This window comes from Mesorhizobium sp. C089B, assembly GCF_030323125.1.
In the GTDB taxonomy this organism is placed as follows: domain Bacteria; phylum Pseudomonadota; class Alphaproteobacteria; order Rhizobiales; family Rhizobiaceae; genus Mesorhizobium.
In genome coordinates, this window is the sequence record NZ_CP100469.1 from 5,970,401 (window position 1) to 5,994,285 (window position 23,885).

At 59.8% G+C, this 23,885-nt stretch carries 15 protein-coding genes and 4 pseudogenes; all 19 read left to right on the forward strand.

Features of this window, described 5'->3' with window-relative positions; all coding sequences use genetic code 11:
- Positions 1–17: 17 nt before the first annotated feature.
- The 19 genes and pseudogenes from NLY44_RS29160 to NLY44_RS29250 all read left to right on the forward strand — a co-directional run bounded on the left by NLY44_RS29160 (position 18) and on the right by NLY44_RS29250 (position 23,879).
- Positions 18–1,541: an SAVED domain-containing protein gene (locus tag NLY44_RS29160; protein ID WP_023806714.1), complete on the forward strand. Its 1,524-nt coding sequence runs from the start codon at positions 18–20 to the stop codon at positions 1,539–1,541.
- 312 nt (positions 1,542–1,853) lie between these two features.
- Positions 1,854–2,922: pseudogene (locus tag NLY44_RS29165) on the forward strand (IS110 family RNA-guided transposase).
- Positions 2,923–3,476: 554 nt separating this feature from the next.
- A pseudogene (locus NLY44_RS29170) lies at positions 3,477–4,573 on the forward strand (DUF3363 domain-containing protein); the annotation flags it as partial.
- A 57-nt stretch (positions 4,574–4,630) separates the two neighbouring features.
- A pseudogene (locus tag NLY44_RS29175) lies at positions 4,631–5,571 on the forward strand (IS481 family transposase); the annotation flags it as partial.
- Positions 5,572–5,937: pseudogene (locus tag NLY44_RS29180) on the forward strand (DUF3363 domain-containing protein); the annotation flags it as partial.
- Positions 5,938–6,343: 406 nt separating this feature from the next.
- On the forward strand, positions 6,344–7,066 hold the full coding sequence (locus NLY44_RS29185; protein WP_023806593.1) for a LuxR family transcriptional regulator: 723 nt from the start codon (positions 6,344–6,346) through the stop codon (positions 7,064–7,066).
- An 83-nt stretch (positions 7,067–7,149) separates the two neighbouring features.
- The gene (locus tag NLY44_RS29190; RefSeq protein ID WP_286456180.1) at positions 7,150–7,509 is read left to right on the forward strand and encodes an acyl-homoserine-lactone synthase; all 360 of its coding nucleotides are present in this window, start codon (positions 7,150–7,152) and stop codon (positions 7,507–7,509) included.
- Entirely contained in the window at positions 7,425–7,808 is a 384-nt protein-coding gene (locus NLY44_RS29195) for a hypothetical protein (protein WP_286457924.1), read from the forward strand. The genes NLY44_RS29190 and NLY44_RS29195 overlap by 85 nt, the downstream gene beginning before the upstream one ends.
- Before the next feature lie 24 nt (positions 7,809–7,832).
- Positions 7,833–8,036 carry a hypothetical protein gene (locus NLY44_RS29200; protein ID WP_023806595.1) on the forward strand — a complete coding sequence of 68 codons (204 nt, stop codon included), beginning with the start codon at positions 7,833–7,835 and terminating at the stop codon, positions 8,034–8,036.
- 209 nt (positions 8,037–8,245) lie between these two features.
- Positions 8,246–8,587: a hypothetical protein gene (locus NLY44_RS29205; protein WP_050588946.1), complete on the forward strand. Its 342-nt coding sequence runs from the start codon at positions 8,246–8,248 to the stop codon at positions 8,585–8,587.
- Between the two features lie 18 nt (positions 8,588–8,605).
- Positions 8,606–9,760, forward strand: a complete 1,155-nt coding sequence (locus tag NLY44_RS29210; RefSeq protein ID WP_031197827.1) for a hypothetical protein — start codon at positions 8,606–8,608, stop codon at positions 9,758–9,760.
- An 80-nt stretch (positions 9,761–9,840) separates the two neighbouring features.
- Positions 9,841–11,334 (forward strand): S8 family peptidase, encoded by a 1,494-nt coding sequence (locus tag NLY44_RS29215; RefSeq protein ID WP_023806598.1) that lies wholly within the window; start codon positions 9,841–9,843, stop codon positions 11,332–11,334.
- A gap of 21 nt (positions 11,335–11,355) precedes the next feature.
- Complete coding sequence (locus tag NLY44_RS29220; RefSeq protein WP_023806599.1) at positions 11,356–11,616, forward strand: hypothetical protein; 261 nt, start codon at positions 11,356–11,358, stop codon at positions 11,614–11,616.
- A gap of 228 nt (positions 11,617–11,844) precedes the next feature.
- Positions 11,845–15,768 carry a S8 family serine peptidase gene (locus NLY44_RS29225; protein ID WP_023806600.1) on the forward strand — a complete coding sequence of 1,308 codons (3,924 nt, stop codon included), beginning with the start codon at positions 11,845–11,847 and terminating at the stop codon, positions 15,766–15,768.
- Positions 15,769–15,848: 80 nt separating this feature from the next.
- On the forward strand, positions 15,849–17,306 hold the full coding sequence (locus NLY44_RS29230) for a hypothetical protein (protein ID WP_286456182.1): 1,458 nt from the start codon (positions 15,849–15,851) through the stop codon (positions 17,304–17,306).
- Between the two features lie 223 nt (positions 17,307–17,529).
- Positions 17,530–20,028 carry a phospholipase D-like domain-containing protein gene (locus NLY44_RS29235; protein ID WP_023806602.1) on the forward strand — a complete coding sequence of 833 codons (2,499 nt, stop codon included), beginning with the start codon at positions 17,530–17,532 and terminating at the stop codon, positions 20,026–20,028.
- Between the two features lie 138 nt (positions 20,029–20,166).
- Positions 20,167–20,532 (forward strand): hypothetical protein, encoded by a 366-nt coding sequence (locus NLY44_RS29240; protein ID WP_023806603.1) that lies wholly within the window; start codon positions 20,167–20,169, stop codon positions 20,530–20,532.
- A 429-nt stretch (positions 20,533–20,961) separates the two neighbouring features.
- Positions 20,962–22,395, forward strand: a complete 1,434-nt coding sequence (locus NLY44_RS29245) for a ferritin-like domain-containing protein (protein WP_081731215.1) — start codon at positions 20,962–20,964, stop codon at positions 22,393–22,395.
- A gap of 23 nt (positions 22,396–22,418) precedes the next feature.
- On the forward strand, positions 22,419–23,879 hold the full coding sequence (locus NLY44_RS29250) for a LodA/GoxA family CTQ-dependent oxidase (protein ID WP_023806605.1): 1,461 nt from the start codon (positions 22,419–22,421) through the stop codon (positions 23,877–23,879).
- Positions 23,880–23,885: the final 6 nt, after the last annotated feature.

Consider the following 23,885-nt stretch of genomic DNA (forward strand, 5'->3'; position numbering starts at 1 on the left):
TTTACGGAGGACCAGTCTTGACCCAAGCTGTTATCGTCGCCCGCGATGGAGCGGCCTATCAAGCCCGCCTTTTCTGGCAGAAGGCGGCGCTGCTTCTCGATCCCCACGGCCCCGTCGTAAAGGTCGGCTTCGAAAGCGGCGCGAACGGGTTTGATGACATGTGGGTCGAGTACGACCCGGCTCTTCTCGATCAGGAAGGGCACCCGCTACGCCGGGAACATGTCCAATGCAAATGGCACGTCAGCCCCGACAGCTACGGCCATGCCAGCTTGGTTGATCCGGCATTTCTCGGTGCGACGGCGCGGTCTCATTTGCAGCGCGCCATCAAGGCGCAGCGCGACCACGCGCCTGATGGCATGGGCACGCGCTTCCGGCTCGCTAGCAACTGGCGTATTGATCGCGCCGACCCGCTGCGCGCGCTCGTCAACGAGCGGTCGCACACCCTTCGTGTCGGCATGCTTTTCGGAACCGCCACCGACAACAGCGGCATGGGTCGGGTGCGCAAGCTTTGGCGAGAACACCTCGGTGTCACGGACGACGAACTGCGCATCCTCGCGCGGACTCTCGCTTTTTCGGAAACGTCGGAATCGCTGGACGGGCTGCGCGAGCTTCTCGACTTGCATTTCCGGGCAGTGGGGCTGAAACGTAGCCCCCTGAACGAGAGCGCCTTCATCTATGATGAAGTGGTCTATCAGTGGGCTGCGCAGGGCCGCCTGGAATTCACGCGCGCGAATTTCCGTGGCCACTGCGAGAAAGAAAGCCTGATCGGCGAGCCCGGCGAGGGGCGTCCGCGGGTTTACGGCGTCAAGTCATTCGAGCATGCAACCGACCGTCTGGAAGACCGCTGCTCCAAAGTGCTCAACCTTGTGCCGGGTTTTGCCGATCGCCAGATACGGCCGGACTCGGACTGGCAGGGGACGCTGTATCCGGCGCTGAAGACCTTTCTTCTTGAAGCTGCGCGCGAGAGCGAACGGATCAGGCTTGTCCTCGACGCCCATCTGACGCTTTCATTCGCGGCAGGTTCGGTCCTCAACATCAAATCGGGGCGCCTCATCGAGCTGGAGCAACGCACGACGGGCCGCGCGATCTGGGCTCCTGATGACCAGCCTCTCGATAACGCCTGGCCGGGATGGGCCTTCAGTGAGCACGACGGCAAGCCGGAGGGAGGCGGGATAATCGTCACCGTGAGTCTCACTCATGACGTAGCCGCCGCGGTGTCCAGATACGCGGCCGTGTCGCTGCCCGCAGCGCGCGCGACGCTTGACGCGCGGATCGCGACGACGCCTGGGGCCCGCGCCGTCAGCTGCGGCCGTCACGCATTCGAGCTGGCCGAGTCTCTGGTCGCCAAGATTAAGGCTCTCCGTGACACTGCGCCGGGGCAAAGGATTCATTTGTTCATGGCTGTACCGGGGGCCTTTTCATTCTTCCTGGGCCAGCGCGCGACCGCTATCGGACCACTCACGCTTTATGAGTTTGATTTCGATGGCAACAGCGGGGGTAGCTACGAAGTGTCGCTGTCCTTGCCGGTCACGGTGACGTAGGAGACGAAGCGCCGCTCCCGCTCAAGATCGTCATCGCGCCTGCGGCAGCGCTCGCACTCCACCGGGGAGAAGCGCGGCGGTTATGGCGGATTTGATCCATTATTCTTTGTGCTGCGCGACATTGTGGTCGCGTCTCTCGAGAGCCGACGACGTCATGCCAGGACGAGACACCCTCAACCGATTCTCTGGCATGATCCCAGTCGTGAATATCAAACCGACCCTAAATAGACCGCAACGCCTAGCGGCCTTCCCGCCTGTCGCCGGCGACTTGGCGGCAAATCTGCTCCTGTGAAGCAACGCGGGAGGCGAACGATGGAGCTCTTTTGTGGACTGGACGTGGCGATGGATGAGAGAGCGCTATGCGTCGTCGACGATCATGGCGTGGTGCAACTGTGACGACGGCGGTCACGGATCTCGATGCGCTGTTTGCGGTGCTGAAGCCGTTTCTGCCGAGCCTGCGCCGCGTTGGCCACGAGGCAGGATCACTGTCGCCGGTCTGCATCCGGAACTGAAGAAACTCGGCCTGCCGGCGATCTGCCTGGAGACGCAGCACGTGCGCGGTGCGATGTCGGCGCAGCGCAACAAGACTGACAGGGCTGATGGACTCGGCATCGCCCACATCATGTGCACCGGCTAGTTCCGCCAAGCCTACATCAAGTCAGAGAGCTGCTACCGGACGAAGCTTCTGCTGATGAGCCGGCGCAATCTGAAGGCCAAGTTTTTCGACCTGGAGAACGCCATCGGGCACTCGCTGAAGGCATTCGGCATCCCCTTGGCAAGGTCGGACGCGCGCTTTCGAGCAGACGGTTCGCCAAGCTGTGGCCGACGATCCGCTGTCGGCCAAACTGATGGACGCCATGCTGTCGGCACGCGCGGCGATGCCGGCTGCACGATCTCGTTGTGAAATGGTGGCGCGCAGCGAGCTGTGTCGACGCTTCATGGCGATCCTCGGCGGCGGCCCGGTGACGGCACTTTCCTTCATGACGGCTATCGACGATCCGTCGCGCTTTCGCCGCTCGCGCGACGTCGCGGCCTACTTCGGGCTGACGTCGCGGCGCTGGCAGTCCAGCTCAACGATCGACATTCAGGGATGGATCTCCAAGGCCTGTGACGCGGACGTGCGGCACGCGCTCTACGAGGCGGCGTCAGGTTTGATGACGCGCTTCAAGGGTAGGGACAAGGTCAAGACTTGGGGCCAGGAGGTCGCCAAACGCTCCTGCCACCGCAAGGCTTGTGTCGCGGTGGCGCGCAAGCTGGTGGTGATCATGCATGCGATCTGAGCGACGGCACGTTCTATGTCGGCGATCCGGCTGCGGGCGAGGCCGACGCCGCGCAACGCGCCCACATCAAGGATCGGCGCCTGCTCGGAGCGCATCGATGAGCGGCGCGACGGCGGTTGAAACGCATGGCGCCCTCACGCTAACAGACGCCATCTGACACAACGAGATCCGCCCCGGCGGATGAGAACCGATGCAGACCAGGAGCGACGAAACGCACGTTATCTTGCCTGCGGCCGCGCTGACGAACAGTCGGCCGAACCGCGCCGGATTGCCTGTGACGCTGCTCCGTCACTCCGATGGAAAAATGCGCCACGACGGTTCGAGCGCTGCAACCATGCAGCCGAACCACACCGTCGCAGAGCGCGGAAGATTGCACGGCGTATCGGAACTCAACGGTCAAAAGCGGAATCGTAGCGCAGAGAATAGATTCGCATATTATCGTAGATGTAAGGATGGACGACGATGGTTACAAAGTATCGCAAAACACAACCGATTGAGATGGCAAGATAAAAGGGCGCACATTGCGCCTCGGTTTTGTGGTTGTTATTGCTGGATTTTCTGGTGCGTTGGCACATTGCAAGACAGCAGCGCAATGTGTGCGGAACGCCCAAGCCGTTGTATCTGCGTTCTCTTTCCCACATTGCAAGATCGCGCCATGGACGATGAGCGCGAGTTTCGCATTCGGCCCGGTCGCATTCGCTCGACCCGTGCCCAGCAGGTCCGGCCGTTTATCGCACAGGCATTGGCGGCGGCGAAAAAAGCAGGGGGCGGCATTCGCGCTCGGGCCGGATTTTTCACGGCAATCGCTCTCGGTTTGGTCACGGTCAGCGCGCCAGCATCCAGGCCAATCGCTTCATTACCTCGCGTTCGCGCGGCGCCGTTATCAAGGCCCGCGTCGTTCGTCATTCCGTGCGCGCTACCCCGCTTGGTGCACATCTCATGTATCTGCGGCGCAACGGCGTGACCCGGGACGGGGATAGGGCGCGGCTGTTCGGGTCGGGGACCGAGAATACCGATGGAGAGGCCTTCGCCTCACGACCCAGTACGACCGGCATCACTTCCGCTTTATCGTCTCGCCAGACGACGCCCTTGAAATGCCGGACCTGAAATCCTTCACCCGAGATCTGGCCGGGCAGATGGAGAAGGATCTCGCAACACGGCTCGACTGGGTCGCCGTCGATCACTGGAACACCGAGCATCCGCCTGTCCATCTGATCGTACGCGGTGTGCGCGACGACGGCCAGTACCTGGTCATCATCTCGCGCGACTACATCAAGGAAGGAATGCGCGACCGGGCTCGCGACCGGATCACCCAGGAACTGGGGCCGCGCAGCGATCTCGACATCCGCCGCTCGCTCGAAAGACAGATCCAGTCCGAACGTTGGACGCAACTCGATCGCCAACTGCTTCGCGACAGCCGCGAGACCGGTGTCATCGATCTAGCCCCCGTCCTCATAACCGACCGGACGACTATCACGCGCTGAAGATCGGCCGTCTGCGCAAGCTCGAAACCTTTGGTCTGGCCGATCAGATCGGGCCTGGCCAATGGGTGATTGAGGACAAAGCCGAGGTCACACTGCGCGAACTCGGCGAGCGTGGCGACATCATCAAGCGCATGAACCGTGCGCTGGGTGCTCAAGCGTCGAGCGCGGATCAACGAGTTGCGTTCTGGCGGCGGAAAGTCTTAACGCGCCCATCATCGGCCGTCTGATCGAACGCGGGCTTGACGACGAGTTGAGTGGCGCAGCCTATGTGTTTGATCCCGAGCTTTGATGGTGCATTGTTTTCTTTCGAATGGAAGGAGGCACTATGGGCCAGGTTCTACACGACAGCACCACGACGACAGAGGCAGTCCGTCGAGCAATACAAAATAGTCAAGAGAGCCTGAGAGCGCTGGCGAAGCGCTACGGCATCAATCAGAAGACGGTTAGGAAGTGGAGGAACCGGACGTCGGCCGCCGATCTTCCGACTGGCCCCAGAGATCCGAAGTCGACAGTGCTATCGACTGAGGAAGAGGCGGTCATCGTCGCCTTTCGGCGTTATACGCTGCTGCCACTGGACGATTGCCTCTATGCTCTCCAACCGACGATCCCGCATCTGTCGCGGTCATCCTTGCATCGGTGCCTGCGGCGTCACGGGATAGGCAGGTTGCCGGATGTCGAGGGCGACAAGCCGGCAAGGAAGAAGTTCAAGGCCTATCCAATCGGCTACTTCCATATCGACGTCGCCGAGGTGCAGACGGCTGAAGGCAAGCTGTAGCTCTTCGTGGCCATCGATCAGACGAGCAAGTTCGCCTATGTCGAACTGCAAAAGTGGGCCACCAAGATGATCGCAGCCGAGCTCTTGCGCCACCTCATCCCGGCGGTTCCCTACAAAATCCACACGTCCCTCACCGACATCCAGTTCACAAACCGCGAGCAGGACCGCACGGCCATGGAGCACATCTTCGGGCGCACCTGCCGGGAAGACGGCATCGAGCATCGCACGACCAAGGTGAAGCATCCTGGACCAACGGACAGGTCGAAAGGATGAACCGTACCATCAAGGAAGCCACCGTCCGACGCTTCCACTACGACAGCCACCAGCAGCTCGAAGCCCATCTCGCCGACTTCATCAGCGCCTACAATTTCGGACGCAGGCTAAAGATCCTGAAGGGCCTCACGCCATAAGAGTTCATCTGCAAAATCTGGACAAAAGAGCCAAAACGATTCACGCTCGATCCTATCCAGCAGATGCCGGGACTAAACACCTATGCCGTGGTCGATGGCAGCGACGGGCGCACCCATCACATCAAGCTTCCCGATCTGGAAGCCACTGGCGACAGCGCACCGGGATCGATTGTCGAGTTGCGCAAATTCGATGATGCTCGCGGTCAACGCCGGGCAGTGCTGGCAGTGCGCTCCGATCTTGGTGTGAATGAACAAGTTGGCGCATTGGGTGCGACCTGGCTCGACCGCCAGGCGATCGCTCGCGAGCCTGTCGCCGTGGCCGAAGGTGGCTTCGGCGCCGAGGTCCGCGAAGCCTTGAACAGGCGCGCCGAGCAATGGATTGAAGATCAGCTAGGAGCCCCGACGGTCGACAGTCGGCCAACTCTGGCATCCACGCATTGTGGGCGAAGGGCAATGTTGTCAGTTCAGGAGCCTCGCCGGAAATGTCGGTTTCTGGTGCAAAGCACGCATTGATGTGAGTGGAGGCGGAACCATACGAGATAATACGGGAAGGCCTTGGCCTTTGTGGCCTCGTCCTCCACGGCGCGGCGAGAGCCTTGGCCTTGCATCGCACAGAGGTGCGCCAAGAACTGCGGAGTCGGTTGCAGTTTCAGCAAGCGTCCTAACCCGCTCAACCGAGGAATTTATGGCCGCCGTCCACCTCTAGATTCTTGAGGCCGGCAGGGAACTCCCCATATCGAAGCAAGGCCCGCACTCAGCCCGCTGTCGAGCCAGCGCTGGCTTGTCAGAATACATTCCAAGCCTCTAATTTTCCGATATACTTGTTTCAGCGAGTGTGGGCGGTGTCGCTGACATGATTGATTCAGACGTGTTTGATTTTGTCGAACGCTGCAGGAAGCACACGGCAACCGGGCCGTTGCTAAATGATCTTCTTGAAACGGTCAGAAATCTCGGCTTCGAACATCTCATCCTGAGTGGTGTGCCACTTGGAGGGCAAAAGCTGGCGCCGATGGTTGAACTGAATGGCTGGCCCGCAGGCTGGTTCCAACGTTATGTCGAGGCCGAGCATGCCGCCGTTGATGGCGTCTGCATATACTCGGCGAAAACCCTGAAGCCGTTCCTTTGGGCCGACGTCCCCGCCAAATGGTCCGATACGGAAGGTTCGCGACGCGTTGCAAGCGAAGCGACAGAGTTCGGCATCCTGAGCGGTTTTGCCGTGCCAATGCTCAGCGTCCATCATTGGCAGTCTGTCTTGTCATTCGCCTCCTCTGCCAAGTCCTGCACGCTCTCTCCGCGACAGCAGGTGCAACTGGTGACGATGGCGGTATACGCCGGCATGTCGATCCAGGCTCTGTCAAATGACGACGACGGCGATGAAGGTATGCTGTCGGATCGCGAAAAGGAGGTGCTTTTGTGGGCTGCGGCAGGCAAGACTTCGTCGGAAACATCCCAGATCCTTGGCGTGACGGAGCGCACTGTCAAATGGCACGCTACGCGGGCCCGTGAGGCTTTTGGCGTCGCTTCGACCACGCAAGCCGTCGTCGAAGCAGTTCGCAGGCGTCTAATCCATCCCTGAACGTGTCAACTGTCCGATCGGACAGGTGACGTACTTTAGCGAGACTGCAACTATTCCCCGAAGAACGATCGGGGGATCGCGCAATGATAGCTGCGCATGTCGTCAACGCGCATAACAAACATCTTTACGAAAACGAATTCGAAGAGTTTTTGCGCCGGCGGCACGACTTTTTCGTGCACCAGAAACATTGGCGACCTGCGAGCCCGGATGGTCGCGAGTTGGACCAGTTCGATACGGAAGCGGCAACCTATCTGCTGGGTATCGAAGACGGTCGCGTGGTGACCTCGGCTCGATTGATTCCAACGAGCGAGCCGCACATGGTCTCGGAGGTCTTTTCTCACATGTGCGAAAATCGGGCGTGCCCAGGCGTCCCGATTGGGCCGAATGGACACGCACTTTCGTCGTGCCCGACAAACGCTCGACCGGTCTGCGGGGCACGCTGACTCAGCTGTGCTGCGCGGTGATGGAATACGCACTCGATGAGGGTCTCAGCGCCGTTGGCGGCATCCAGGAAACCTACTTCATGCCCCACCACGGCGCGCTCAAATGGCGGGCCGAGCCGATGGGCATGGCGAGGGAAGAAAGCGGTGAGTGGTACATTGTCGCCTATATAGAAGTGAATGAGGCGGCACTGGCAAGTGTTCGGAAGATCCTGGGCATAGGCCATTCGCTGCTGGTTCGTCGCGGCATTCAACGGCCATTCCTCGAAAGCAGCAAGAACCTGCTGCGCGTGCCTGCATAGTAACAATCGGCATCAGGAGGAAGCATGAGAACGGAGGCCATCTTCATCGCTGCAACTATCGTCGTTGGGCTTGCATCCGGCACACAGGCCTGCAGGTCACAGCCTCCGGATGCGCAAGCCAGTGTTGAGGCGGGCTGCGTCATGATGAAAGCAGGCGACAAACTCTACAACATCACGCAAGCCAGCCCGGAGCCGGTGGCAGTAACTTGCCGCAACATAACCGGATGATGTAGATACGTGCCAGCAGGGAATCTTCTGAAGGCCGCCTAATTAAAAACCTGACCCCGAGAAAGGCTGTCCCAACAAGAAATAATCTAGACAAAGTTTATCAGAGTATGCGTATTTACCCATGATGAATTTAGGTTAGAAAAACACAGCAGCGTAAGCAGGTTTTCGCTGAAAAAGTGTTATTCGCTGTGCGCTCTCGGATCTATGTGATGATTGATAGATATGCGGATATAGTAGGCATCCTCGAGGGCGCTGTGTCATCAGATGACATTGGCGCACATAAGAATTTCTGGCGTACGCTGACGCGCGATGAATTTGTCGCATACAAGGTATTTGGCAGCGTGGCACTGATTGCGCCGTCCAAGGTGGGCAATGGGTTTGACCCGGTAGAGTCAAACCTTGTCAAGGCGCTCGAAGCGCGCCAGCCTTTCGGGCGCGACGTTGGAGTTGCCGGAGCAACGTTCAGGAGAATGCCAGCGGGGCGCCCCGTTGTTTCTCAGGATCAGATCGATCGTGTTCGTGCATGGCTTGAGGCTGGAGCGCCAGCCTGATCCAGGAGGAAAACGAAAATGAACTTGATTGCACGCATGAGCGGCTGTGCCGCTGCACTTTTAGTCCTCAGCACAATCTTTCCAGCGTCCTTACAAGGGCAGAGTGGAGCCCCTGTACTGCGGCCCAATCCTGCAGATGCAATCAATCAGCCTCACAAGCACGCCTGGGATCTTTTCTTGGCAGTCAATCATCCCGCCGACCTTTCCCAAGGGCGTGGAATTGCTGATCCTTCGAAGAAGATCGGCGATGCCGGGCAGGTGGTCTGGGAGACGTGGAAATTAGCCCGGACCGAAGTGTTCTTGGACCCAGCCACGAAACCTGAGACATGGGAGACGCCGCCCAGCAATACTGCGAAGATTGTTGATCCGCCAAAATCGTCGGTCTTGGTCGCGGAGCTGTTGAAAGGCAAGAACGGCATCGGCATTCAGCTCGATCCCGGCGAGCCGACCAACGAAACACGAATGAACAAGCCAACATTCGATTTTATCCGTGACAACGGACTCTATTCCGTCGAGGGACAAGAAGAATTCATGCAGGCCATGTTGGCCGCGGCGCAGAAGATGTCATTTCCACTTGAGTCGATTGAGGTGAAAGCCTCGTGGAGGAAATTTGCTGTGGCCGAGGAGAAGCCTGAGATCTCTGGTCGTTATTACACGCACCGCGACGAGAACGGTGTGCTCTGGGGTCTCGCCGCGTTGCATATTCTTACTAAAGAGGTTCCGAACTGGTTCTGGACCTCGTTCCGACAAGTTGACGGGCCAACGCCAGCATTTCCACAACCTGATCCTGTTGGTCGACCGGCTGCTCTCAATGGAACGGTTTGGCAGAACTATGAACTCAGCGGTGTCGAATCGGATTTCGTCGATTCAATGGGACGCCCAAATATCCTTTCTGATCCGATAATAGAGGGCGGTTTTGAGCATTCTTCCTGCATTAGCTGTCATGCCCACGCGGCCATTCGAACCAAAGTTGATGACGTACGAGATGAAATGCCGTTCTTCTTTGGTGTAGACGGAGCAGGCCAGGGGCTCACCCCTATAGGGCCTCCTGGACATGACACGTCGCTGCCGGTCGCCGACCAGACAAATATGTTCGTCGATGCCAATGGAGATCTGCAGTTCTTTCAGCAGGATTTCGTTTTCGCCCTACGGCGCGCAAATTCCCGCAAGTAGCGCTGGAATCCGGGGCGGTGAAGCATCGCCGATTGAAACCAGCTATCCCACGCGACAACAGTTCGGAGGACGTGACCATCATGTCGTTTTCGGTTCGTGGATTGCCGGAGTATCACAAAGGTATGCTCGTCGTGGGTCTTCAACCGTCAATGGGTCGGTTCTGGCCGGGAGCGACCCCGGGTGTCGTTGCCGCGTCGCTTGATTCCCCGGCCATTTCGGCGATGGTGGGGCTTTCGCGGCGAGGCATGATCAAGCGGGTTATCCCGTTGTCGTCGGCGAGCCCAGGGGACGGGTTGGTTCCGGTTCTAGCTAGCTCGGCTGCAACCATAGCCGGTTCCCAAGCAAGATACGGCGGGGGCGGGGGCCGTGTTGCTGCAACGCTTGGCGCCACCGCGAGCCAGAAACGCAGCAAGGATGCAAACGCGGGTGTTTGCATTGTTGAGCTGGACTCGGAGGGCGACGAAAATCGCTTACGTGACGAGCTTGCTAACGACCCGGATGTCACATTTGCCGCGCGCGTCCCCGTCCGCTACGCCTCAGTTCGTCGCCCTCGCCGGAGCAAGGTTACAGGTGCGACGCCGGCGGCAATTCCTCCCGCCGGCGATATGTGGAACCTGGCGCGGATTGGTTGGAGCGAAGCGCGGGGATTGCCTGGTTTCCAGGATGCAATGAAAATAAAGGTGGCCGTTCTTGATACTGGAATTGACGAACAGCATCCGGATTTGGTTGGTCGGATAGCTGGTTATGTGCATAGCTATGCAGGCGTATCCGCGCCATCCGGTCCCGAAGATGTGATTGGACACGGTACTCATGTCGCTGGAACGATCTGTGCAAATTTCGATAACGTTTTCGGAGTACGCGGTATTGCCTCTTGTGCACTGCTGGCTTGGAAGATCTTTGATGACGAGCCGGATCTCCTTCGGGTGCTGCTAGGACCAGACGAGTACGTCTATTATGTGGATCCTGTGATGTATCGTCGTGCGCTAAGCGAGTGCCTGGACGCGAAAGTTGATGTCGTCAATCTAAGCATCGGTGGGCCGGGTGAACCTGACCCGCAGGAAAGGCAGTTGTTCGACCTGTTGGTGGCCGACGGTGTGACGGTTGTTGCAGCCATGGGAAATGAACGCAGTTTGGGTAGTCCAATTTCCTACCCTGCAGCAATACCAGGTGTGATCGGCGTTGGTGCGACGACAATTAATGACAGGGTCGCCGATTTTTCGAACAGAGGGGGGCACATCTCAATCGCCGCTCCTGGCGTTGGCATCTGGTCAACGCTACCGACCTATCCTGGTCAGACGGGCTTCGTAGCGGCGACAAGACCAGATGGAACATCGATCCCGGGGGCGCCGAAGTCGCGGGACACGAACTACGCCTCCTGGCAGGGAACGTCCATGGCCAGCCCGCACGTTGCGGCAGCGGCGGCGCTAGTGCTCGCGAACAAGGGTAAGATGCCTGGGCATGACGTGAGAACTGCGTTGATGAACTCGGCTGATCTTGTGCCTGGTATGGGTGGTGCTGCATTCCATCCCGACTATGGCGCCGGCCGGCTGAACTTGGCAAAATTGCTTAGTTAGCAACGGCAGGAGACTGTGTGTTTGCCCCAGCCGGATGTACTGCTGTTCAACTTTAAGCCGGATGTCCCCAGACTCCGTCGGGATGAGTTGCTGGCGACGATCGAAGGGTGGGCCGAAGTAAAAGCTGCGCAATATCTGAATCCTACGGCGAAGCGCGCTGAAACAGCTCGAATGGGTTACGTCGAATTGACGGAAGGCGCCGACACTGAAGCCGTTGGGCGCAAGCTTTCGGAGCTCGTTGAAGTTGAGATGACACAGGAGCCGGCACGACGTGGGCTTTAGGTGGTAGCCTGTGATTAGCCATCGGGCGGTTGTCTCCGATCGCCCGGTCAAGGGGCGCGGTCGTAGTAACTTCCGTACTACCAACCATTCAGAACGCCGGCGTGTCGCTCTAAATCAATTCCTAGTTGAATTTATTTGATCGATAGTATTGTATCCAAAAGCTGGCGTCGGGATAAAAGTGAAAACGGAAGTATTAGCAATGTCTTAGAGGTTGGGTGCCGCAAACCGATGGCCAGAAAACGCAATTCCTCGGAAACGGCGCCCAAGCCGATCAAGGCGCAAGATGCTATGATGCTGGACCCTACGGCCACGGGGTCGCCGTTCATACCGGTTGGAACAGGCGAAGGATCGTCGGGTGTAGCCGCAAGTCAGCCGCCCACACCGGAAGAAGACCTCGTCGTCGAAGTTGAATTGGCACCGAGCGCAAGTGCAATTGGCTCTGCGCTCTCGAGCAACATTGCGGGCTATCTCGCAGAAGGCGCCGGCGCCGCGCCGCCGGACGTGGCATTGCGCGGCGTCTTGCGCCGCTATGGGTTGCTTGAGGCGCGATCGGTGTTCACAGAGGGGCAGGTTCAGGCGGAACAGGCGCGGCTCGATGCGCTTCGGGCCGCGACCGCAATCGGATCTGCATCGGTTGAACAGGCAAGTGCACTGGAGCGCCTTCCGCCGCTGTCCAGCTTCATGCGGCTGCGCTTTCCGGGGGGTACGCCTCCGTCCGAGGTGACGACAGCGCTCAAGCAACTGCCGGAGGTCACCAAAGCGGTTATCGTGCCCAAGGCGGCGCCGCCAATGCTCGCCTTGTCGGAGCCCGATCCTACCGATCCGCAGATCGGCGACGGACCGCTCACGTCAGACCCCGCAACTGGACTGGAATCGCAGTGGTATCTTCATCGCACCCGCGTGCCGCAGGCTTGGCAGTATTCGCGTGGCGCGAACGTTGTGGTCGCAGATATCGACTGGGGTTGCCGCACATCTCACCAGGAATTTCGGGCTTCCATCGATCGCTGCTACAATGCGGTCGATGGCGGTGCCGATGTGACGCAAGGATCGCACGCGGCGCATGGGACTGCGGTGCTCGGCATCGCCGGAGCGCGCGCAGACGGCGTTGGCATGGCCGGATATGCGCCGGAGGCTTCGCTTTGGGCGGTCCAAGGGGACAGTGGCCCGAACGCACCCGTCTTCGAAGAGCCGTGGGCCGAGGCGGTCGACTTCGTTCGTCGCACCAATTCAGCGAACCGACGCAAGGTCGTGATCGTAGAGGTTCAGACTACGCTCGGCGGCAATTTCGAGCAAATCCCATCCGTGCATCGTGCGATCCGTGCTGCGATTGCCGACGGCTGCGTCGTCTGTGTGGCTTCAGGCAACGGCAATCGACCGGCCGACAGGACCGATTCCGATGAGCCGTTCGATCCAACCGGCTCGATTCTCGTCGGAGCGACCGCATACGACGCCAACTTGAACAAACGCGCCTTTTTCAGCAACTACGGCGGCCGTGTCGTGGTTTCGGCACCAGGCGACCTGAACCACGACCTGACCTGCGGTCATGCGTCGGACTCCTCTTACCGCAACGGCTTCGGCGGCACGTCCGGTGCGACCCCTAAGGTCGCTGGCACCGTCGCGTTGATGCTGTCGGTGAACCCGGACCTGACACATGGCGACGTCCGGGACATCCTTTCCGGAACGGGCTCCACGCTGGTTGAAGATCCCGGCAAGCCGATCGGCACGTTCCTGAACGCCGAGGCCGCGGTGGCCGAGGCCCTGCGTCGCCGCAGCTTAAGCCAGCCTACAGAGGCACTGCGCACGCCGGCCGGGATGGAGGTGGCCGAGCCGCCGAAAACGAAGTCGGTCCATGGCATCAATCGTCGCCAGAGCCAATTGGTGCTGCCCAGGAATACCGGCGGGCCGATCAGCTGGGAGACGGTGGCCGAAACGCCGATTGTTGCCGACGCGGCCTCCGGCGAACAGCTTCCGGCTGGCGACAAGACGCTTCGGAGCTTTCGCGAAAGCGTCGAGGGTACTCTTACGCAACAGGATCGTATTCTAATCGTGGGCCAGGCAATCCAGATGCTCGACAATTTCTATGTCCATCGCCCGTTAAAGGAAGCGATCCATGCGGTGCGCCCGATCCAGCGACTTCGCGTGCTCCAGCGCCGGCTGATGCAGGAGAGCAATATTCCTGCCGGTGAACGGGACGAACTGGCGTTTCACAATACGCTAACTCAAGTTTTCAACTCGGTACGCGACCTTCATACGAATTATCAGCTTCCGCAGCCTTATCGCGATTACATCGCCTACCTGCCTTTCGAGGTGGCTCCGTTCTATGAGAACGGAGTTCGGAGGTACGTTGTAACGCGTGTGTTGACCGGCCATCAATTCCCCGCTCCCGAATTTGGGTCGGGCAGCGAACTGTTCTACTGGAACGGGATGGCGATCGAGCGCGCCGTGCGTGCGAATGCCGAGCAGACCGCCGGAAGTAACGACGCGGCGCGCCACGCGCGAGGCGTCAGTTCTCTGACAATCCGGCCCATGAATACAGCTCTGCCGCCGGATGCCGATTTCGTCGACCTGGAATTTCTGCCGCGACACGGCGATCCGAAGAATCTGTCTCAGCGGCGACAGATGCGGCAGCAATGGTTCGTCCGCTATGCGCCGACCACGTCGGGCGGCTCCGACAAGACGGCCGTGTCGGCGCCCCTTGCGCAAATTCAGCCGCAACCTCCGCAGGCGCCTCCGGCGGATATCTCCTTCGCGGCGAATGTGTCGGTGGATTTTAGCCGACACAGCATGGCGCGGTCGGCGAGTGTCATCTTCGATCAACCGGCCAAGATCGTGCCTCCGGCGGAGGCGGCGCAGCCGGCAGCTGCCGTTCCCGCGGCGTTGCTGTCACGAAATCTCGGGCAGGCCGCGGTGCTCGGCCTCGATAACGCGGCGGATGCGGTGCGGGAGGCGCGCCAGCTCATCTTCGATTCCGGCGCCTTGCGGAACCTGCAAAGCGCTAATTTCGGTGAGCAAGTCTCGGGCTTTTTCGCTAGCGCATCGCCTGACTCGCTGGAGGAAAATCCGACCGGCACGGAGATCAGCGTCATGGTGCCCTGGAACGCTGCGTTCCGGGCCAGGACCATCGACATTGGCGGCGTAACCTATGGCCACATCCAGATCCGAACATTTCATGTTGAAGACGCTGACGGCTTCGTTGCGGAATTCGTCCGGCTGCTCGGGAGCACTCCACCAAATGGTCTGATCCTAGACGTGCGTGGCAATGGAGGCGGCAGCATCCTGGCTGCCGAGCGACTGCTCCAGACACTTACCGCGACGAGAATCGAACCTGAACGTATGCAGTTCGTCGTCACGCCGGGTACACTCGATCTATCACGTAACAACCCGGTCGGTTCCCAGATTCCCCTTGATCAATGGCGCCCATCGCTTGAGGAGGCAGTCGAGACGGGCTCTCTGTATTCTCATGCCTTCCCGCTGACCGACCCGGTCAGTTGCAACTCGATCGGGCAGCGCTATTATGGCCCTGTTGTGCTGGTGGTTGACGGCAACTGCTACTCTGCAACCGACATGTTTGCCGCAGGTTTCCAGGACCACCGGATAGGCAAGATCCTTGGCGTCGCCAGTAACACTGGCGCCGGCGGAGCGAATGTCTGGGAGCACTGGCTCCTGAACCTTGTCCTTCCGACGGGATGGGGGCTGAAGCCGTTACCGAACAACGCCAGCATGCGCGTGGCCATACGCCAGTGCCTGAGAGTTGGACCGCGCGCCGGAGCATTGCTTGAAGACTTCGGCGTCGTCCCTGACGAGATACACAGACCCACCCGCGCCGATGTGATGGAAGGTGATCGAGAGTTGCTTGCTCGTGCCGCAGAACTCCTCTCGAAGGAACCTCGTCGAGAGATCAGCGTCACAATAGGCGCCTCCGATCCGGCCAAGCCGGGCTTTCGCCTTGTGAGCATCAATACGGTCGGACTGACGAGGCTGGATTTCTACGTCGAGGGCAAGCCGGAGGGAAACGTCAGTCTCAATCCGGACACCGCGGGCAAGGCCACGCTGACGCTGCCCATGAAAGCCGGGTCGAACATCAACCTGGCCGGATTCATCAAGCCGAACGATCTTGTGGCTGTCGCGGTCCATCGCGGGAACGTGGCGTAGAGGAGGCGGCGGTCATCCGACTCGGACAGCAGGGTCAATTCTCGATGCGGCGCTGACGCCGCCTGACGAATGGAGAGGAGTTGGGCTTGACAATCTCTCGGGAGCAACAGCGTTTCCCGACGCGCAACTATCCCTACCGGAAGGGTGGTGCGTGCCTGGCCGCGCCTGCCGACGCAGTGCCGCCCGAAGCGAATGTGCTCTATCGTCGAGTCGGCGGGATCGATACCGACCCACGGCCGATGGATGCCGAGGAACTCGCCAAGCTAGATGACCCTCTTGGCCGACTGCTGCGCTCCGGCAATCCGTTTCCGCTGACGGCGCGGAGCCTGATTGCAGCCTTCGACGTACTCGGCGGGACACCGGATGCGCTGCCGCGACAGCTGGTCTTTTTGGTCGCAGATGGCGGACATATTCCGTGGACACCGCAAACCGATCGGCTCCAGCGCGCATTCCGTTTCGTGATCGTTCGTGGAAAAGCCGACTTCACGTTGCTCGTTTCCTCAAGCACATTACCCGATTCCGCCGCGGACGATGCGTTTCTGCAGATCATCGGCTGGGACGATACGCACAAGGTGTTTCATTTCTACGAGCGGCTGGCTGGTGCCTACTTCTGGGCTGGGATGTCGTCCCACGCATTACAGGCCGCCACACGCGGCAAAGGCCCTTTCGACAGCCATGTGAACGGTGCGACGGTCATGAAGGAGCTGCGATCGCCCTGGATTCATTGGCACGCGCCGCAGGCAGGCATCAACGAAAACGCGCTGGCGCCTGACGATCCACTGCGGAACGATCCTCTATTCATTGGCCGCGTAACCGCTGAACGCATGGAGACCGAGGTTGCGCGACCTGGCATTCGGCGCTGGAATGCGGCGCGTATCGCCCGGGCGGTCGACGCCGACGGCAGCTGGAACGACGTTCGCCACTTCCTGCGCCAGGCTGTGACGGACACCACGGTGAACCTAGCCACGTCGGAAACGGCGAGCCGCCTGATTGGGGAGCAGACTCCACTTAAGCTACCGCTGTCGTTCTTTCTCAACCGCGATACGCTGTTCACAACCTTGGGCCTCGAGCCCGACGACCCGGCAGATGCCGACATCGTGATCCCGGGACTGGTCTATCGGCGGTGTCTGGCCGATTACGACGTTCATCTGTCCGACGGCTTGCTGCGCATCGAGGGCGACTCGCATTTTGCCTTTCTGACGCCCGAGCCGGCTTTCGAGGATACGCAGCTGATCGATGCCCTCGTGCTGGCCAGCCTGTTGACCAGGCGCTTCGTCGCGGCGCTAACGATGACTGATTTCCCAAATCCAGTCTTTTCGGCGCGCCGGGCGGCCCTGCTTCGCCATGTGCCGACGGTCGCCAAAGGCCCAAACGCCGGAGAAGCAATGGAACGGGAATTTCTGGAGGAGATCCGTGCCACTACAGGTCAGCAAGGCAATGGCGCCAACAGTCCGGAGCGGGAGTTCCTCTCGAACTTCGAGACGGTGGATTCGAAGCCGCCTCCAGGGAGCGCATCGCGCGGTACTTCGCGTTGTTGAGGGCGGGCATGACCGATCCCGAGACCGTCGACGGCTGGTTCCGTCTAGCGGAGTATCGACGACGGCGGTTTCGCCGTAGGCCACTCGCCGAATTCGCGCTGACCACCCCGCGGACCAACATACCGCTGACGGCCGCTCCCTTGCGGATGACCGAGTTTGGCCGTGTCGAGCCTGTCCGGACTGCCGAAACAGACGAGCCCCAACCACCTCAGGGAGAGACTTAATGCCCCGCTTCGATCCGCCTGGATTTCTCGATGACCTCGATGCAGCCGGCAAGCAGGCCTGGAGCCAGCAGGTCTCTGCCTGGCTCGACAACGCCCGCGAAGGAGATCCTGCCCGCAATGACGGGCCGCGCGATCAGTTCTTCAATCCGCTGACCAATCCGCCAGCCGCGGACGCGCAGGTTGCCGTGATCTCGTGGAACGCGTTTCCTCGCCAGGTGCGCCTCAATTCCCTGAGTGATATGCAACGCTGGCGTCGGGCCGACGCGGCGCGCAGTGTCCAGGACGAATATTGCGAATGGAGCGCGGCGCGCGATCCGGCCAGCGGCAAGATCATGCGTGTCGATTTCACTTGCGAAGGCCCCGAATACTGGCAGTTCTTGGCTGGCCAGGACCCGGAAAAGGTCGTGTCGCTCTATCGGGAACTTGTTTCGCCCTCGGTCCAGCGCGAAGACCTCTTTGTCGGCGGTGTCTACGAGCCCAGGAACCGCTTCAACAACTCGACCAGCAACGGCATCGTGCATCTGATCCAGGACTCCAATACGCTTAGGGCGGAGATCTGGCTGGGCGCTGCCGCAACCATTCGCCGCAGGCGGGCCGGACAGGACATCACCGACGCCCAGGCGTTGATACAGTGCTCGCGTTATGGCGAGCCGAACCGCAACAGCGACCCGTTCATCGGCGATCAGGTCAACGCCCTCGCCAGGAGGCTGGCGGATATCACGCTGAACAACCCTGTGGGGCTTTATCTTCATCAGTTTAACCCAGTGGGTTGGGTGACGCCCGACGGCGAGAATGCAATGAACTTCTGGCGCTTCACGCGCGGCAGCAACGATCATTTCGTGCGCGCGACCTACGAAGTTCCACCTGGGCGCGGCTATGTCGTGGGCGACATCAAGATCGACGGCCGGCCTATCCAGTTCGGCGCACAGATCGCGGACTTCATCACCATCAAGCTGGAGGGCATGGCTACTCGCATCGGGCAGAGTACGGTTGCCTCTTTCGAGGGATGCTGGGGAGAGGCTGGTGCGCCGCCTGCGGTCGTCGCCTCTGAAGCGGCGGATGCGCTTGCTTTGCCGACCCGGCGTCCCGGCCGAAGCGCAGCATACGAAGCGCTTTCTGACCAGACGGTCGCCGAACGCACCGTCTTCGAAGCACTGCCGCAGGTGCTTCGCCAGAGCCTCGACCAAGCCGACGCGGCCGACGACGCTGCCTCGCCGCCAGCATTGCTGCCCTATCCCCGGCTGCCGGATTCGAACTTTGTTCCCCGTTCTGTTGCCGGCAGGATCATGGCCTATGCCTCGCCGGATTCAACCTACGCCGTCACGAAGAAGCTGATCGATAGCTCGACCCGCTCACTCGTGATCGGCATCTATGACTTTAGCGCGGAATACATGAAAGAACATCTGAAGCGCGCGATGCGGCGCGGCGTCTCTCTATCTCTGATGCTAGACACAAATTCCATCGAGGAGCGGAGCGTGCTGGATGAATTGGCGGCGCTCGGTGCGAACTGCGTCAAGGCGCCATCCAGCTCGGCCGGGAATCCCGTGGCCTACTTTGGCAACGCACACGAGAAGATAATCGTGGTCGACGGCGAGATCGCGATGATTCAAAGCGGCAATTGGTCGGAAAATAGCATCCCCTTCAACGAGGGCGACGGGGTGGTAATAGGGAGTTTCGAACCCGGCAATCGCGATATGGGGATGGCAGTTGAATCGCGCGAACTGGCAGCCTTCTTCTCCGATCTGGTCGCCCGCGACATGCGGCTGTCGCAAGGGCAGCCGCCGGACGCAGTTCCGCCCGGTGTGCTTGCGGCTGCTTCGCCAGCCAGCGATATCTTCTTCGAAGCAGCGCCGCCAGCGATTCCGACGAGACTGTTTTCCAGCATCACCGTCACGCCGGAGTCACCGATCAGCGTCACTCCGGTCATCACACCGGAAAATTTTCATCCGACGCTCAGCCTCTTGCTCAGGTCCGCCAGGCGCAGCGTTCGCATTGAGCAGCAATACCTCCGCGGCGGGCAGCCCGCGGTCGAGGCACTCCTGCAAGAGATCGCAGATGCACGCGCGGATCACCCTGATCTTGACGTGCGGATCATCGTCTCGAAAAAATATTTGAATACGGGCCAGAAACAGAAATTCGTGAAGGCGATGGACGATTTCGACTTAGCGTTCGATACAAACTATCGATATCTCTCGACCCGTCATTTCGTCCATTGTCACAACAAGCTCATCGTGGTTGACGATGAGAAGGTGTTGCTTGGCTCGCAAAACTGGTCGACAACCGGGTTGCTTTCCAACCGCGAAGCCAGCCTGCTCGTGGAGCATTCTGGCATCGCCAGCTATTTTGCGAAGCTCTTCGACGCCGACTGGGAACTCAGCGAACCTGGAGCTGCGCCACCCGACTTTATCGATCCCGCCGAGGCGGGTATCCGATCTGCTTCCGATTTCGCCCAAGGTGGTGTGGTGATATCCAGCGTGGCCGACTACAGGGACATTTGAGCGGCTCGGCTATCGTCAAACGTTGCCGGATCGTTTCAGGGGTCTAGTCGCATCGGCAGTCTACGCAGTAATAATGACTGCAGTTGATCATCAGCAGTTACAGCAGAAGTGTTTGAATCCAAAATTGGAGGCAACAAAATGCCGCAAGAGCTTTTCACCCTAGCCACGCTGGGAACCTTGGCTGGAGCAACCGGAGCAACTGTGATTGTCGGTAATACGATACAATCAGTCGCCAACTACGGCGCCAAGTGGCTCTCACTTGTGATCGCGGAGCTTATCATCGTCGCGGTCGCCTTTTTCGCGGGTGCGACGGATGTCAGTGCATACTTCGTCGCCCTATTGAACGGGTGCCTCGTCTACGCGTCGGCTATTGGACTCAACACGATGACATCGCCCGCGCAGCCATTGGGGTCGCCGAGCCCGCGATCGGCGAACCAAGTGGGCTTGCCGCCGCAGGACATTAGCGGTTCCCGAGGACGCGGCTTCTGGAACCGTTGGTGGTAGTGACTTGGATGCGGTCGTCTGGGGGTTCCGACCCTCGCTCCCATGAGGGTCACTGGCATGATCGCCTCGGGTCCGCAAGCCGCCCGGCGCGCCCAACACCTATGGGTACGACGCGCATCGTGTCGAGACCGAACGCCACTCTTTCGGTGTCTACCAGAGTTCGACGCGCTCGATCGTGTTGAATTGTTGAGCAAAGAGAAGCTGTGGCCGTTGATATCACGCCGGACATTAGCCGCGGTCCCGGGAATACAGAAGAGGCGACCGACGAATAGGGACTCCAGCTAATTCGACGAGTTTACGTCCCTAGGAAAATCACTTATTCTGTGGTGCTCGGCCCTAAGAACGATATAAGTTTACTCTTGATTTGTCTTCGACGTCAGCCGCTATTGAACTCTTTCAGAAATTCCCTTCTTATTTGCGGATTAGGGCATGAAGCGTCCGGTTCTCAGGTGGCATAGGCCCGCGGCGCGGACCTACGATGGTATTTCGCAGGAAGGCTTGCAAAACCTTCCTCCGTTGCAGCAGCAGCGCGCTCTCCTAGAAACAGTCGGAGTGCCGCTCGTTGCAGACGCTAAGACTGCCAAGGACCAAGCGATCGGCTTGCTGAAGGTCGCGGCCGAGGTCGAGCACGCGCTGCTGGTTCAGTATCTCTATGCCGCGGACTCGATCCTCGACGGCGAAGGGCCTCCTTCCTATGCGAAAATGCTGCGCAACATCGCCATCCAGGAGATGGGACATCTGGCGACGGTGCAAAATCTGCTGCTTCTGCTTGGCGGACCGGCGGCTTTGCACATGCAGCGAGATGTCCTGCGTAAGTTGAGCGAATACAATCCGATTCCTTTCGTCCTGGAGCCGGTGCGGCTGGAGTCGCTGGCAAAGTACACGGTTGCCGAGCAGCCGGCCAAGGTCCCCGATGGACTGGAGGCTTTGGTCAGTCGACTTCAGAAAATCGCCGCGACGGATGCCGGTATCGAGCCCAATCGTGTCGGGGCGATCTATGCGATGGTGCGGTGGTTCCTTCTGGACGAGGATGAGGCAACGGCTTGGATGGATCTAACCGCAATGGTCGATCTGCCGGGCAATACGCATGTGACCGACCAGGATCTGCAGCCGAGCGACGTGGTCCTGGCTCATCAGGCGACGTCCACCGAATGGGGCGACCACTTCGATTCATTCCTGTTGGAGACGGCAACGACACGCGAGACGGCGGTGAAGGCGATCGACGTCATCACCGAGCAGGGCGAGGGGTTCAATACCTCCGATGAAAGCGACACTCATTTTGAGCAGTTCATCAAACTGGTCACTGCACTCGAAGCGGGCAGCATCTCCGTCAAGGCGATTGCGACATCGCCGACGCTTGCGCCGGGTCAAGGCGGCGAGAAACCGCAGGCGATCTTGAACAGCTACACGCGGCTCTGGGCAGGAGTGCAGAGCCTGCAGTACACGCTCGTTGCGCTGAGCATTCTTCACGCAATGTCGCTAAGCCGCGATGTAGCGGGAGATGCGGAGTTGCGCGAGGCACTGGCCAGGCGGGCCGTGCGTGTGGGAATGCGCGAAACGCTTCAACCGCTCTCCGACATCCTGACCGCGCAACCCATCGACATTCCCGGCGGTGTTCTCGCAGGCTCGTGTTACGATCTGGATACGTCGCTTCTGGAGTCGGCGGACACTTTCACACTGGCCGAGCGCCATCTCGACATCCTAGCCCGGCTCGAGAATCTCTACGGTCAGGTGGAGGCGTCGCCGGAGTTCGTGAAGCCCGAGAATAAAGACCATGGGACCGTACTGAAAGACCTTCGCAAGACCGACCAGAAACACAAGAAACTGTTCGATTTCCTGCCGTCAGGCCCCGGCATCGGCTGATTGAGCAGGGCAGGGAGGATAGATTGGTTAGCTACAGAATATTTCCAGCCATCGGCATTGCACGGATCGGCGGCGACGAGGATTTCTTCCTAGGACCGGAACGGGTAGGGGAAGGTCCTATAGAACCGGCTTCGGGCGCCAAGGCGACGCGTTTCAAGAGCGCCGACGGCAAGTTGATCCGGAAGCAGGGTGCGCGGTTTCATTTGTTCGAATCAACGGACGGTGTGGCCTGGACACCGGCAAAACTGCCTATCGGCGCGACGGTCGAATGGTCGGTCGTTCTGGCCAATACTAAGGCTGCCGCCGAACGGCCGTCTGTGCCTCCCATCAAGGCGACCCGTCCGGTGATGGCCGCCGGAAGTGAGGGCATGGCGATCGTCTCCGCGAAGACCACGATCACCGGCGCCGGACAGTCCAGTGCAGCGCTTGGCGGTGTGTTTGTAACAATTGGCCCTACCGGTCAACCATTCATCGTCGAGGTGAAGCTTGGCCAACTGCGTACCGACGATCAAGGTCGCCTGATCGTGACTGGTGGCGACGGGATATCAGGCGCACCGGCAGGTATGGCGGTCGGACCGAGCTTCTACAACAACGAGAAATGGTTCGACGACGTAGCGGATGGACCCGTGACCGCAAAGGTCATGCTTGCGGGTGGCGCGACACAGGATGCTGAAGGCGGGGCTTGGGTCATCATCGGTCCGCCGGACTACGCGCCGAATATCGGCGGGATAGTAACCCTGTTCGACATTGTGCGCGAAAAGGGAAATGCCCCGATCCCAGAAGTTCCTTCCTTCGCGGCAGAGATATTGCCCATCATCCAGCGGACGCGACGCCATCGTTGGGTGAATGGAAAATCCAATTGGTCACATAGCGACATCGACGTTCCTAACCTCGGCAACAATGCGGCCGCACACAAGACAGCGCGCGCGAATGCACTTGAGATCATCAAGGAAGCCGAAAAGATCCTTGATGGGCACATCGACGAGAACGGCCCGCCGTTCCAACTGACCACGGGCCAGAAGGCGATGCTAGACGCCTGGGTTCAGGGCGATTTCAATATGTCACCTCTGGATATCCCCGCCCTAAGCGGCTCGGGACTTACCCGCGCTTCCCTCGAAGGAGCCGTCGGGCAAGGTTTCTGCCCCGGTATTGAGGCAGGCATATTGGTTGAAGACAGATCCATCTACCTCGAACCTTTCGATTATCGCATCGATCATGGAGAGATCGCGGCGGGCGATCTGACAGCCTTGATGGCGCAGCCGTGGCAGGCGGATTTCTACGATTGCGCAGGCAGTTGGTGGCCTGCGCAGCGTCCGGACGAAGCGCCACAGTCCGACGATTTCGACGACACGAAAGAGTGGGTCCGCGATGTGAACTCGCAAAGCGACATGGTGGAGAAGTTCCAACTTCTCGGTTTCATTCTGAAGCAGGGAGACGACGAGGTCTACATTGAAAGTGAGCGTGCGACCCCATTCGTCGCGTAGAGGATC